This window comes from Hyphomicrobium sp. (genome assembly GCF_051860585.1).
In the GTDB taxonomy this organism is placed as follows: domain Bacteria; phylum Pseudomonadota; class Alphaproteobacteria; order Rhizobiales; family Hyphomicrobiaceae; genus Hyphomicrobium_C.
Genome location: NZ_JBHYDS010000002.1, coordinates 64,834 through 77,948, shown reverse-complemented (window position 1 = coordinate 77,948; position 13,115 = coordinate 64,834). Strand labels below are relative to the sequence as shown.

The 13,115-nt window shown below is 65.1% G+C and carries 11 protein-coding genes; 5 read left to right on the top strand and 6 right to left on the bottom strand.

Annotation, left to right across the window (positions count from 1 at the left end; genetic code table 11):
* Positions 1–133 precede the first annotated feature (133 nt).
* The 3 genes from ACTIFK_RS03265 to ACTIFK_RS03255 all read right to left on the bottom strand — a co-directional run bounded on the left by ACTIFK_RS03265 (position 134) and on the right by ACTIFK_RS03255 (position 3,105).
* Positions 134–1,792, bottom strand: a complete 1,659-nt coding sequence (locus ACTIFK_RS03265) for a cisplatin damage response ATP-dependent DNA ligase (RefSeq protein WP_439541618.1) — start codon at positions 1,790–1,792, stop codon at positions 134–136.
* 7 nt (positions 1,793–1,799) lie between these two features.
* Positions 1,800–2,813: a ligase-associated DNA damage response exonuclease gene (locus ACTIFK_RS03260; RefSeq protein WP_439541617.1), complete on the bottom strand. Its 1,014-nt coding sequence runs from the start codon at positions 2,811–2,813 to the stop codon at positions 1,800–1,802.
* Positions 2,814–2,898: 85 nt separating this feature from the next.
* On the bottom strand, positions 2,899–3,105 hold the full coding sequence (locus tag ACTIFK_RS03255; RefSeq protein WP_439541616.1) for a YdcH family protein: 207 nt from the start codon (positions 3,103–3,105) through the stop codon (positions 2,899–2,901).
* 269 nt (positions 3,106–3,374) lie between these two features.
* On the opposite strand from ACTIFK_RS03255, the gene ACTIFK_RS03250 reads away from it, so the two are divergent.
* Positions 3,375–3,548: a YdcH family protein gene (locus tag ACTIFK_RS03250; RefSeq protein ID WP_439541615.1), complete on the top strand. Its 174-nt coding sequence runs from the start codon at positions 3,375–3,377 to the stop codon at positions 3,546–3,548.
* Positions 3,549–4,213: 665 nt separating this feature from the next.
* Here the strand turns inward: ACTIFK_RS03250 and ACTIFK_RS03245 are convergent.
* Positions 4,214–5,842, bottom strand: coding sequence for an acyl-CoA synthetase (locus ACTIFK_RS03245; protein ID WP_439541614.1), 1,629 nt, complete (start codon positions 5,840–5,842; stop codon positions 4,214–4,216).
* A 705-nt stretch (positions 5,843–6,547) separates the two neighbouring features.
* Here ACTIFK_RS03245 and ACTIFK_RS03240 point away from each other — a divergent pair.
* Both ACTIFK_RS03240 and ACTIFK_RS03235 read left to right on the top strand, forming a co-directional pair.
* Positions 6,548–6,820: a DUF4170 domain-containing protein gene (locus ACTIFK_RS03240; RefSeq protein ID WP_439541613.1), complete on the top strand. Its 273-nt coding sequence runs from the start codon at positions 6,548–6,550 to the stop codon at positions 6,818–6,820.
* 101 nt (positions 6,821–6,921) lie between these two features.
* On the top strand, positions 6,922–8,748 hold the full coding sequence (locus ACTIFK_RS03235; RefSeq protein ID WP_439541612.1) for an ABC transporter ATP-binding protein: 1,827 nt from the start codon (positions 6,922–6,924) through the stop codon (positions 8,746–8,748).
* A gap of 22 nt (positions 8,749–8,770) precedes the next feature.
* On the opposite strand, the gene ACTIFK_RS03230 is transcribed toward ACTIFK_RS03235, so the two are convergent.
* Complete coding sequence (locus ACTIFK_RS03230; protein ID WP_439541611.1) at positions 8,771–9,451, bottom strand: fused DSP-PTPase phosphatase/NAD kinase-like protein; 681 nt, start codon at positions 9,449–9,451, stop codon at positions 8,771–8,773.
* Between the two features lie 293 nt (positions 9,452–9,744).
* Between ACTIFK_RS03230 and ACTIFK_RS03225 the strand changes: the two genes are divergently transcribed.
* Complete coding sequence (locus tag ACTIFK_RS03225) at positions 9,745–11,784, top strand: glycosyltransferase N-terminal domain-containing protein (RefSeq protein ID WP_439541610.1); 2,040 nt, start codon at positions 9,745–9,747, stop codon at positions 11,782–11,784.
* A complete protein-coding gene (gene lpxK / locus ACTIFK_RS03220) occupies positions 11,774–12,817 on the top strand; it encodes a tetraacyldisaccharide 4'-kinase (RefSeq protein WP_439541609.1) in 1,044 nt (347 codons plus the stop codon). Before ACTIFK_RS03225 ends, lpxK begins: the two co-directional genes overlap by 11 nt.
* Before the next feature lie 51 nt (positions 12,818–12,868).
* Here the strand turns inward: lpxK and ACTIFK_RS03215 are convergent, their stop codons facing one another.
* On the bottom strand, positions 12,869–13,096 hold the full coding sequence (locus ACTIFK_RS03215; RefSeq protein ID WP_439541608.1) for a DUF2093 domain-containing protein: 228 nt from the start codon (positions 13,094–13,096) through the stop codon (positions 12,869–12,871).
* Between the last annotated feature and the right edge of the window lie 19 nt (positions 13,097–13,115).

Below are 13,115 nucleotides of genomic sequence, written 5' to 3'. Positions count from 1 at the left end.
GAGGGGTAGCGCCTTGCGTACCCTCTCCCCTTGGGGAGAGGGACAGGGTGAGGGGGCGTATACGTTATTATCGAAATCGGACAAGCTCGCCCTTCCTGCCGGCTCAGGCAGAGGCGGAAGCGATTTTCCGGTGTCAGGATGACAGCAAGGCGTCTCCGGTAGGCATGACGAGCCGTTGCGCAGTTTGCAGCGTGTCGGCCTCTGCGGCCGGTTTGTCCCAGCGGATGCGGTGGATGCGTGGAAAGCGCATGGCGAGGCCGGATTTGTGGCGCGCGGACGGAAAGATTGCATCGAACGCGACTTCCAGCACCAGGTGCGGCTCCACCGCGCGGACCGGCCCGAACTGCTCCACCGTGTGATTGCGCACGAAGCGATCGATCTCGATCAGCTCGGCGTCCGTCATGCCGGAGTAGGCCTTGCCGACGGGCACCAACTCGTGCGCCGGAAAGATATCGCCGCGTGGACTTTCCGCCTCCGGGTTTTCGATCTCGCGCCAGACGCCGAACGTGTAGTCTGAATAGTAGGACGAGCGTTTGCCCGAGCCGCGCTGGGCGTACATGAGCACGCAATCGAGCGTGAGGGCCGCGCGTTTCCATTTGAACCAGTGGCCGCGGGGACGTCCCGACAGGTACGGGCTCGTCCAGCGCTTCAGCATCAAGCCTTCGATGCTCGCTTCGCGCGCGTCGGCCCAGAGCGCGTCGAGCTGCTCGCGCGTTTCGAACGGCACCAGCGGGCTAATGTCGGTGAGCGGCGGGCCATCGGCGCCGTGCCAGGCTTCGAGGCGCATGCGGCGCTCGCGAAACGGCAGCTCGCGCAGGTCTTCGCCGTTGACGATCAGGAGATCGTAGAGGCGGACGTGGGCGGGATGGTCCTTCAGCATCTTTCCGGTCACGACCTTCCGGTTCAAGCGCTGCTGCAGGTCGTTGAAGGCCGCGACGACGCCACGGCGGGCGACAAGCAATTCGCCGTCGGCCAGAACGTCGCGTCCCTCGAACGCGGAGAAGATCTCGGGGAATGAGCGCGAGATGTCGTCGCCGGTGCGCGAGAAGATGCGGACGCGGCCGCCGTGCGCCGCGATCTGCACGCGGATGCCGTCCCACTTCCATTCGGCTGCGAAGTCCTCGGGCGCGAAGCTCGCCCAGTCCTGATCCTCGATGGCGTGCGCCAGCATGAGCGGGCGAAACACGGGTTTGCCGCCGGCGTCGGGGCGCGGACCCTTGCCTTCGAGCCAGAGGAAGAGATCGGTGTAGGGCGGCTCGAGCGCGTGCCAGATTTCTTCGACGTCCGAGACGCCGATTGTGGGACCGGCGTTTGCGCCCAACTCAGCCAGCGCCGTCTTGGCGAGGCGTGCCGAGACGCCGACGCGCGGGGCGCCGCCGACGAGCTTCAGAAGGGCCCAACGGCCGCGCGTGTCGAGGCGGTCGAGCAGGTGGCCGAGCGTGGCGGCGATTTCGGAGGGTGCGGCGGTGGCGATGGCGGCGACCACTTCTGCCAGACGTGGGGGCGGCGGATGATCGTCGGGTTCCGGCCACATCAGCGCGACCGTCTCGGCGGTGTCGCCAACGTAATCGCGCGAGAGGGCATAGAGCACGGGATCGACGCGCGTTTCGAGCAGCGTCGCAAGGCTGCGCCGCAACGGCAACCGTGGAAACAATCCATCGGTCAGCGCAGCGAGGGCGAAGCCGCGATCGGGATCGGGCGCGGCGCGGAAATATTCGGTGAGGAGGGCAAGCTTTCCTTTCCGCGACGGTGTTGTCGTGAGCGTGTCCAGGAGGAGGGCGAATGGTTGCACCTGGTCGCTACTCCCCTTCGTCGTCGAAGCCGACGAGGGCGAGCGCTCGCGCCTTGAGGCCGCGGCGGGTGAGTTCGTACACGAGGGCGTCGTCGCGGCCGTGCGTCACCCAGATGTCCTCGGCGCCGGTCTCGATGATGGTGTCGATCAACTCGGGCCAGTCCGCATGATCAGAGATCACGAGCGGCAACTCGACGCCGCTCTGGCGGACGCGGCCCTTTATGCGCATCCAGCCCGATGCGAACGCGGTAACGGGATCCGGAAAGCGGCGCGACCAGCGATCGGCAATCGCGGACGGCGGGCCGATGACAAGGGCGCCAGCGAGGTCCGCGGGCTTGGCGTCGGCGGCTGGGCGGATGTCGCCGAGGGCGATGCCGAGCCTCTGATACAGTTCGGTGATCGCGATGTGCGCGCCGTGCAGATAGATCGGCGCGTCGTAACCTGCGTCGCGGGCGAGGCGGATGACACGCTGGCATTTGCCGAGGCCGTATGCGCCGACGAGATGCGCTCGCTCGGGATTGCGGCGCATGGAGGCGAGCAGGCGGCCAATCTCGCTCGCGGCCACTTCGTGGCGGAAGACCGGCAGCGCGAACGTGGCTTCGGTGACGAACACGTCACAGGGGATTGGTTCGAAGGCTGCGCAGGTGGGATCGGGGCAGCGCTTGTAGTCGCCCGAGACGACGGCGCGCTGGCCGTTCCATTCGAGGACGACCTGCGCCGAGCCGAGCACGTGGCCCGCAGGGACGAGGCGGACGATGACGCCGCCGATCGAGGTCGCTACTCCGAGGGCCGTGGTTTCGAATCGGCCGGCGGCCTCTTCGCCAAGCCGCACCTTCATGATCTCGACCGTTTCGGCGGTCGCGAGAACCGCGCCGTGGCCGGGGCGGGCGTGGTCGCTGTGGCCGTGGGTGATGATCGCGCGTTCGACCGGTTGGGCAGGGTCGATATAGACGCCGGCCGGCGCACAGAAGAGACCGCGCGGGGTCGGGTAGAGCCATTGATCGATACCGGCGGCGCGCATCAATTTCTCCCTACACTCGGGACGAATGAACGTGGGCCCCGAGGGAGAGGTTTCAAGTGCCGCAAATCCGCCCGCAAGGTGCGGGTCAGGCGATGATATCGGGCAGGAGCCGGTCTTCGATCTTGGTGATCTGATCCTTGAGGGCGAGCTTCTTCTTCTTCAGGCGCCGGATCGTGAGCTGATCGACAGAGCCTGCGATCTCGAGATTGAGGATCTCGTCATCCAGCAATCGGTGCTCGGCGCGGAGCTTAACCAGCTCATCGCGAAGCTCCCTGTCGTTCTGACGCTGCATGTCGTTGCTCGTTTAGATTTTTGGCCCGCTCGCACGCTCGAGGTTAAAATTCTCAGGGCGGGCGCGCGGGACTATCCTCTCATTTGTTTCACCGCGCAAGCAACACGCACTGTCTGCGGAGCAATCATCCTGAAATAACGGACGCTTACGGCGCGACTGCGAACGCGGGGCGCTTTAATGAAACGTTTGTAACAACCGCTCTTACGTTGGACAAATCGTGGCATATCTGTAACAATGCTTCTGTCTTAAGCTTTGAAAAGGAGGTCAGGATGGCGCTATCGGCTCATCTGCAGGAACTCTCAGAAAAGCATCGGCAACTCGAGCGTCGGATTGAAGAGGAGACGCTCCGCCCAGGTTCCGACGACCTCGCGATCCGTCGGCTCAAACAAGAAAAACTGAAACTCAAAGACGAAATCCTCCGCTTGGAAGTCACCCGGCATTAGAGGTCTTTTAGGAACTGCGAGCGCGGCAGTTCAGACTGCCGTGATCGCACGTTCCAGCCTCCAATCCCCGACATAGCCCTATCGTTTTCGGTCACGCCAGTCAGGCGAGGCGCACGTTTTGTGCGTTGGCCAGTCTGATCGCGTGGTGCGAACGGCTGCTTGCGCGCGGTGAGCCTGCGTCGGTCACAGCCGTGCCATTTCGTAGCATGGGTCGTTTGACGCGGATCACGGCTGTGCGCATGACGCCGAGATCGCGCTCGGCTGGAGCGTCAGCCATCATGTTTATTGCTCTGGGTGCGATGCGGAAAACTGTTCTGCAACCGCAGTTGATATGTGCTGCCGGCTCTTAGCGAACACTCCCACCAACCATGGCTGCCACCACACCGCGGAGAGCTGCTTTATCTCCGTCATGCCGGCGTCATGGTGGAGCCATGCTTCGCATGGACGGCCGGCACCCACGCAAGCATCAACGAACTCGTCGGTTGAGGGATGACCCACCGCGGCTACGGCGTTCGCCAAAGCGACGTTGAAGAAATGGAATCTGGCGTGGGTCCCGGCCTTCGCCGGGATGACGTTTGGGTGGAGATTTGCTTGGCAAGATGAGGGAAGGGTCAGCCGCGATGGCACGGGTAGGTCGCGGTTGCTCTCGGTAGCGGTCGTTGTCGTCAGGCGGTCTTTGCCATCTCGCGCAGTTTGAATTTCTGCACCTTCCCCGTCGACGTCTTCGGCACCTCGGCGAAGACGACGCGGCGCGGCGCCTTGAATTTGGCGAGATGCTCGCGGCACCAATCGATCAGCTCCGCTTCCGTAACGGCCGCGCCGGGCTTCAACTCCACGAACGCGCAGGGGGTCTCGCCCCATTTTTCGTCCGGCTTGGCGACGACGGCGCAGAGCGCGACGGCGGGATGCTTGTAGAGCACATCTTCCACTTCGATCGAGGAGATGTTCTCGCCGCCGGAAATGATCACGTCCTTCGAGCGGTCCTTGATCTGGATGTAGCCGTCCGGATGCAGCACGCCAAGGTCGCCCGAATGGAACCAGCCGCCCTCGAAGGCTTCGGCGGTGGCCTCGGGGTTCTTCAGGTAGCCCTTCATGACGATGTTGCCGCGGAACATGATCTCGCCGACGGTTTCGCCGTCGGCCGGCACCTGTGTCATGGTCAGCGGGTCCATGACCGTGAGCTGCTCGAGCGCCGGATAGCGCACGCCTTGGCGTCCGCGCAGCGCATCCTTTTCGGCTTTCGGGAGGCTGTCCCAGGCGCTGTGCCATTCGTTGAGCGTCGCCGGACCGTATGTCTCGGTGAGGCCGTACAGATGGGTGAGCGCGAAACCCGCTTCGTCCATCGCCGCCATCACCTGTTCGGGCGGCGGGGCGGCGGCGTGGTTGAACGCGACGCGGTGGGTGATCTCGCGCCGTTCGTCGTCCTTGGCATTGAGCAGCGTCGACATCACGATCGGCGCGCCGGACAGGTTCGTCACCTTGTGGTCGACGATGGCGTCGTAGATCGCTTTGGCGCGCACCCAACGCAGGCAGACATGCGTTCCGGCGACGAGCGAGATCGTCCACGGGAAACACCAGCCGTTGCAGTGGAACATCGGCAGGGTCCAGAGATAGACCGGGTGGCGCGTCATGCCGGTGGCGAGCGCATTGGCGTAGCACATGAGGGCTGCGCCGCGATGGTGGTAGACGACGCCCTTGGGATTGCCGGTGGTGCCGGAGGTGTAGTTGAGGCTGATGGCATCCCATTCGTCGGCGGGCATGCGCCAGCGATAGTCGGGATCGCCGCCCGCGACGAAGTCCTCGTAGTCGAGGCTGGACAGCGGCTCGCCGCGCTGGGGAAACTCGAGATCGTCGTAGTCGACGATCAATGGGCGGACCTTGGAGAGGGCCAGCGCCTGCTTCATGAGGGGCGAAAACTCGCGGTCCGTAATCAACAGCTTGGTGCTGGCGTGATTGAGCTGGAAGGAAACGATCGGCGCGTCGAGGCGGGTGTTCAGGCAGTGGAGGACCGCGCCGGTCATGGGTACGGCGTAATGGGCTTCAAGCATCGCCGGCGTGTTCGGCAGCATCACGGACACCGTGTCGCCGGGGCCGATGCCGCGGCCGGCGAGGGCCGACGCTAAGCGCCGGGCGCGGGCGTAGAACTCGGCGTAGCTGATGCGCTGCGACCCGTGGATGATGGCCGTGTGGTTCGGATAGACCGACGCGGCGCGTTCCAGCAGGCCCAAAGGGGTCAGCGGCTGATAGTTCGCCGGGTTCTTGGCGAGGCCGATGGCATAGGGGTTTTCGATCATGTGCGGATGTTCTTGATCTGGCGTTTCCCGCAACGCTAACGAAGGGCACGCGCGCGGGCAACGCCGTTCCGCGCTGCGATATAAATAAGCGGCGCCCCTGTGGGCCGTTCACGCTCGCCGGGAGAGGGGATTGCGCGCCATACGCTTCATCGAATGGGTGCGTAAAACGCCGATCGGACTTGAAAGCCGCCGCGCGCCCAGTAGACTCCCGGCAGCGTGTCGTCAGGCGCCCTGCAGGGAGGCGAAAGTGACGGAACGAAAGGCGGAAGTTTTCGCGCTTTGGGTGGTGGCCATATTGGTGCTGATGACACCGTGGGCGCTGCTCTAGACGCCGGCGGGGTGGGCCCCGGCCCGGCGGTGGTGTGCCACCCGATAAGACTTCGGCGCGGCAAGGTTTCCCTCTGTCCGCGCCGTGCCTTTGATTACCCTGTCAACTTCTGAGCAGCCGTCTTGCGCGACCATGCTTCAAATGTGCCATAGGGAGATAGAGATCCCCTTAAAAAGACTGCTTAATTTCGCGTAATTGCGTGCGCCGCTACAGTCCGCCGGCGGATCCTCCAAGATGCTAGAAAGCGCCAGTTTTGGCGCGGCGATCGAGGACGATGGATTTCCGCGCGGCCACTGCGCCTTGAACCCGTCGCGCCGTTAGTGCAGGAAGACACCGAAGGGGCCGTGCCGACCGTCGGTCCAGGAGATGAGACGACAATGAGCGCCGATCGCGAAACAGTTCCCAAGCAGCTGCTGCATCTGGTCTTCGGGGGCGAATTGAAGGATCTCGAGGGAATCGAGTTCACCAACCTCGATGGACTCGATATCGTCGGCATCTTCCCGAATTATGCCGAAGCCTATGCGGCGTGGAAGTCCGCAGCCCAGAAGAGCGTCGATAATGCGTCGATGCGCTACTTCATCGTGCATATGCATCATCTTCTTGAGCCCGCGGCTCTTGCCGGACGCTCAGGGTCCAAAGTTGGGGCCTAACCGCCATGTTCCGGATTGCAAGCTGGGGTGCGCGGCCGCACCGGTCGAGCTTTCGCGCCTGCCCGCGCGACGCATAAGGGCTTGAATTCAGGATGGCGCTCGTGAACCAGAAGAAACTGAAAAAGGACCGCGCGCGAGGGGTGGCCTTCGATGCGCAGTCGCGCCTGCTGCTGTCGCGGTTTCTGGAAGACTGGGTGCGCCCGAGATGGCGCGAGCTTCTCGTCGCTCTGGCGCTCACGGCCGGGCTTGCCGCCGCGACGGGCGCCTACCCCATGGTCATCAAGTTCTCGTTCGACAGCCTGCTCAAGGGCGACGTGACGTGGCTGCCGTGGGTGCTGGTCGGCATTATCGGCATCACAGCCGCGCGCAGCGCGTTTCTCTACATGCAGACCGTGAAGACGCAGCGCATCGTGCTGCGGCTGCAGACCGACATGCAGAACCATACGTTCCGCCACCTCATCAACGCGGACTACGCGCGCTTGACGCGCGACACGCCGGGCCGCCTGCTGTCGAAGCTGACGAACGACATGCAATTCATCCAGCAGGCGTCGCTCGCCTCGATGAACTCCATCATGCGCGACACGCTCTCGGTCGTCGCGCTGGTCGGCTCGATGTTCTATCTCGACTGGATGATCTCGCTCGTTGTTCTGGGCGTGTATCCGTTTGCAGTGGTTCCGATCGCGACGATCGCGCGGCGCGTGCGGCGGAATTCGACGCAGACGCAGGCCGAACTCGGCGGCATGACATCGCTGCTCGCGGAAAATCTCGGCGCGACGCGGCTGATCAAGTCGTTCCGCCTCGAGGAGTTCGCGTCGAACCGCGTCAGCCGGAGCTTCGAGGAAGTGTTCCGCCTGAAGATCAAGGGCGTGCAGGTCAAGGCGCGCCTCGAGTCGCTGCTCGAAGCGCTGGGCGGTCTTGCGGTCGCCGGGGTCATCTGGGTCGCCTACTGGCGCATATCGAGCGGGGCGGCGACCGTCGGCGACTTCATGGGCCTCACGGCAGCGCTGCTGATGGCGGCGCAGCCCCTCAAGGCTATCGGGGGTCTGATGGCCCGTCTGCAGGAGGGACTGGCGGCCATCGAGAGCATCTACGAGATTCTCGACGAGAAGCCGTCCAACCGGGATCTGCCGGGCGCCAAGCCGCTCGCTCTCGGCGTGGGAGACGTCACGTTCGACCACGTGTCGTTCCACTATGGCGACGCGAACATTCCGGCCGTCACGGATTTCTCGCTTCAGGTCAAGGGCGGGCATACGGTTGCGCTGGTCGGGCGCTCGGGCGCCGGCAAATCGACCATCGTCAATCTGGTACCGAGGCTGTTCGATGTGACGGGCGGAAGCATCCGCATCGACGGACAGGACATCCGCGAAGTGACATTGGCGTCGTTGCGCCATGCGGTTGCCATCGTCAGCCAGGACGTGACGCTGTTCGACGATACCATTCGCTCCAACATCGCGCTCGGCAAGCTCGACGCGACGGACGATGAGATCGTAGCGGCCGCGAAAGCCGCAGCGGCGCACGAATTCATTCTCAGCCAGCCGCAGGGCTATGCCACGGTGATCGGCGATCGGGGCGTGCGGCTTTCGGGCGGCCAGCGCCAGCGTCTTGCTCTGGCGGCGGCGATCCTCAAGAACGCGCCCATTCTGCTGCTCGACGAAGCCACGAGCGCGCTCGATACGCAGTCCGAACGGCTGGTGCAGCAGGCGCTCGCGGAGTTCACGCGCGGGCGGACGTCGATCGTGATCGCGCACAGGCTCTCGACGGTCCAGAACGCGGATATGATCTGCGTCATGGATGCCGGCACGATCATCGAGACAGGCACGCATTCCGAACTGGTCAGCCGGGGCGGCGCATACTCACGGCTCGTGCGCGCGCAGTTGCTTTCGGATTCCGATTCCGACACCCCGCCGCCTGGGATTCCGCTCAATTAGGATTGGGTGTTCGGCTGTTCGCTTATTCGCGCCGGAAGATGCCGTCGACAATCCGATTGGCCCAGCGGAGCGAATGCAGCCGGCGCGTGACCTCGTCCGGATCGTAGACCGTTTCCACCCACTGGTAGAATTCGATCGGCGTTTCGGCGGCGTATTCGACATAGGCGTCGAGGAAGTGATCGAGGACGCCGGTGTCGGCGTGGCGGATGTGGCCATACGCGAGCGAGAGCTGGCGGCGCGCTTCGTCGATCGGGACGCCGCGGCGCGTGTGCAGATAGAGCGCGCTCATCAGGCCAACGCGGTCCGCGCCTGACTTGCAATGCATCAGGATCGGGTATTCGACGGTTGCGAACAGCTCGCGTGCGGCGAGAACCTCAGCGCGGCTCGGCGCGGCGCGTGAGCGGATGCGGAAGTCGCGCAGCGTCACGTTGGCGGCCCGGCAGGCTTCGGTCTCGATGGCGTAGGTGGAGGTGTCAACCTGGCCGCGAAGGTTGACGATCGTGCGGACGCCGCGCCGCGCCGCATCGCGGATCTGGTGCGGCAGTGGCTGTGCCGCCCGCCAAGCCTCATCCGAGAGCTTGTGGCGGTTCGGGAAGACCAAGCGGATGAAAAGGTGGTCGAAGAGGAGCATGTCGCCGTAGCGAAGAAGCGGCGCGGCGCGGGTCTGCCATGACGCGGGAAGAACCGAGGAAGCTGTTTTCATCCCCGCTGAAGCAGAGCGGCGAATTGCGCGCCGTGCCCGTTTCGTGATGGATGACATCTGCGTTCGGAAATCCAGCCGTTCTCTCAGCCCGCCCCTAGCACTCCGCGGCAATTGGGGCGCGGCCACGTTCATCCGGTGGGGTACCATCATCTTGTGTGCCCTGTCGAACCCCATGTTGGCATCAGCGGGCAGATGGTTGCGTCACTCGCTTATTCACTATAGGAAAATTGCCGGACTGGACGCGGGGGCGACGCGAGGCGGCCCCACCGAAAAAGGGCGAGAGAAGCCGATCGATGGCACAATCGCCACAGCAAGACTCGAAATTTCGCAGCTTTGTGGGCCGGCGCGCCGCGCGCTTTACGCGGTTCGTGCGCGCCACCTCCACGGTGGTCATCGAACCGCCTGACGCACCACGGCTGCTGGAAGAGTACCACCCGTTTATCCTGGCGATGTGGCACGGGCAATTTTCGCTCATGCCGACGCTGCGCGAGTTGCACGGGCGCGCCTACCGGGTGTCGGCCATTGCGGCTAGGCACAAAGACGCCGTGCTGATCCGGGCCCTGCTTGGCGAGTTCGATATCGAGGTGGTGCAGGGCGCGGGCGCGGGTAACCGGAAACGCGACCGTGGCGGGGCCTATGCGCTGCGCACGGCGGTGCGGCTGCTAAAAGGCAACAGCACCTTCTCGATGACGGCCGACGTGCCGCCCGGGCCGGCGCGCCGTTCGGGCATCGGCATCGTCACAATCTCGAAGTTCTCGGGACGGCCGATCGTGCCGTTCGCGGTCGCGACCTCGAAGTTCGTCGCCTTGCCGACCTGGAGCCGGATGACGATCAATCTGCCGTTTTCCAAGCTGGCCTATGTCATCGGCGAGCCGATCTGGGTTCCGGCCGAAGCGGACGCGGACGCTCTCGTGATCTACCAAGGGAAAGTCGAAGCGGAACTCAACCGGGTGACGGATCGCGCGTATGCGCTGGTCGGCGGCAATGTTGCGCGGGTGACGCCGCCTGTCCCGCCGGAACCGGCGACCGGGCCCATTCAGCCGGGCCACGCACTCAAGGTCTACCGCGGTGCGACGGCCGCGTTCGGGATGGCGGCGCCGATGCTGCTCAGCTGGCGTTCCCGGCAGGGCAAGGAAGATCCCGCGCGGCGCGGCGAGCGCTACGGGCGGGCGAGCCGGCCGCGTCCAGCCGGTCCGCTGGCGTGGTTTCACGCAGCCAGCGTCGGCGAAACGAACGCGGTGCTGCCGGTCATCGAGCGCCTGCTCGCCGAGCGTCCCGATCTTTCCGTGCTGCTGACGACAGGCACGCTGACCTCGGCGGCGCTGGCGCAGAAGCGCCTCGGGCCGCGCGCGTTCCACCAATACATCGTGCTCGACGTGCCGGCCTACGTGCGGGCATTCCTGGATCACTGGAAGCCTGATCTGGCGGTGTTTGCCGAAAGCGAGATCTGGCCCAACCTTATCATCGAGGCGTCGGCGCGGGGCGTTCTCCTCGCGCTCGTCAACGCGCGCATGTCGACGCGCAGCGCGCAGCGGTGGAAGCGTCTCAGCAGCGTTTCGCGGCCGTTGTTCTCCCGTTTCGACCTCGTGCTGGCGCAGAACGAGCCGATGGCGCGCGGGTTCCAGGAATTGGGCGGGCGGCATGTGCAGGCGCTCGGCAACCTCAAGATCGATGCACCGCCTCCCGTCGTCGATACGAACGAACTCGAGCGCCTCAAGCGCGCGCTCGGCGGGCGGCCGGTGGCTGTTGCGGCCAGCACGCACGATCCGGAAGAAGGGATCGTCGGGCGCGCCCATAAGCTCATCGCGGAGAAGCTTCCGGGCTTCTGCACCATCCTCGTGCCGCGCCATCCGGGCCGCGGGAAGGCCATCGCGGACATGCTCGGCGGGCAAGGGCTGCGCGTGGTGCTGCGCTCGACCGGCGATTTGCCGGCCGCCGATACGGACATCTACATCGCCGACACCATCGGCGAACTCGGGACATTCTATTCGCTCGCGCCTGTGGCGTTCATCGGAGGCTCGCTCATTGCCCACGGCGGGCAGAACCCGGTCGAGGCCATTGCGCACGGCGCGGTCGTGCTGACGGGTCCCCATTGGACCAATTTCCGCGACTTCTACAAAGCGCTCCTGCGCCACAAGGGTGCGCGCGAAGTCGAGACCGCTGAGCAACTCGCGGACGCCGTGTCCACACTTCTGACGGACGAGGCGGAGCTTGCGCGCATGCGCGACGGCGCACAGTCGGCGGTTGCGTCGCTGGCGGGTGCGCTGGACCGCACGGTGGAAGCGCTTTTGGCCATGCTGCCCGAAAGCCCGCAGGCGCGCCGTGCGTCTTGATGAGCCATCGTGGTGGTACGCCGGCGACGGGGCGGAGAGCCTTCCCGCGCGCCTGCTGACGCCAGTCGAACACATCTACGCGGCGCTTGCAGAGCGCCGTTTCGCCAAGGCAACGCCGTTTCAATGCGGGCTGCCCGTCATCTGCGTCGGTAATTTCACGGCGGGCGGCACGGGCAAGACGCCGCTGACGCGCTTCCTGATCGAGCGGCTTCGCGAGCGGGATATGACAGCGGCGTGCCTGTCGCGCGGATACGGCGGTTCGCTCACAGGCCCGGTGTGGGTCGATGCCGAACGTCATACGGCGCGGGAGGTGGGCGACGAGCCATTGCTGATCGCGCAGGATGCGCGCGTCATGGTCGGACGGGACCGGAAGGCGGCCGCTCTTGCGATTGCGGAGAGCAGCGGGATCGACGCCGTGATCATGGATGACGGATTGCAGAACCCTTCGCTGGCCAAGGATCTTTCATTCGCCGTCGTGAACGCTCAGCGCGGGCTCGGCAACGGCCGGGTGATTCCGGCTGGGCCGCTGCGGGCGCGGCTCGGGTTTCAGCTCGGCCTGGTCGACGCTATCGTCGTGATGGGCGGAGCGGGTGCCGAGGACGGCGGCCTGTTCGAGCGGCTGCGGAGCCGTTTTCATGGTCCGGTGTTGCAGGCCGATGTCTTGCCGGTGGCGCCTCTGGGCGGCTTGGCGGAGCGCATCGTCATCGCCTACGCGGGCATCGCCAATCCGGAGCGCTTTTTCGAGCTTGTCGAAAGCTTCGGGCCGCAGGCGATGGTGCGCCGCGCCTTTGCCGATCATCATGCCTTTTCGGAGCAGGATGCGCGCGCGCTGATCGCGGAAGCGGACCGTCTCGACGCCGATCTGGTGACGACCGAAAAGGATGCCATACGGCTCAAGGGCGCCGCGGGCGCGCGCGCCGAACTCGCCGCGCGATCGCGTACGCTTCCCATTCGCGTTGCGTTCGACGAAAAAGATCTGCTGCGGCTCGACGCGCTGATCGACGGAGCCCTCAAGACGGTCACGCGGCGTTGAAGCTGGATGCGATAGGCCGACACGGATCAGGCGCTGAGGCGCGGCTGACGATCAGGCGGGTTTGCGCACCGCTTCGAGGTATCGGTTGAGCGAGACGTCGGCGGACGTATAGGCCTCCTGCAGCTCGACGCTCCAATAGCGCAGGTCCGGCAGCGCGATCTTCTGTCCCGTCACCGCGCAGACCACGTAGTCGCCGGGCGCCACGACCTGGAACTCGCCGTCCAGGTAGCGCACCTGGGCTTCACCGCGCATGCCGAAGAGCTTGTCGAAGCGGTTCATCACTCTGTGTCCCGGAATC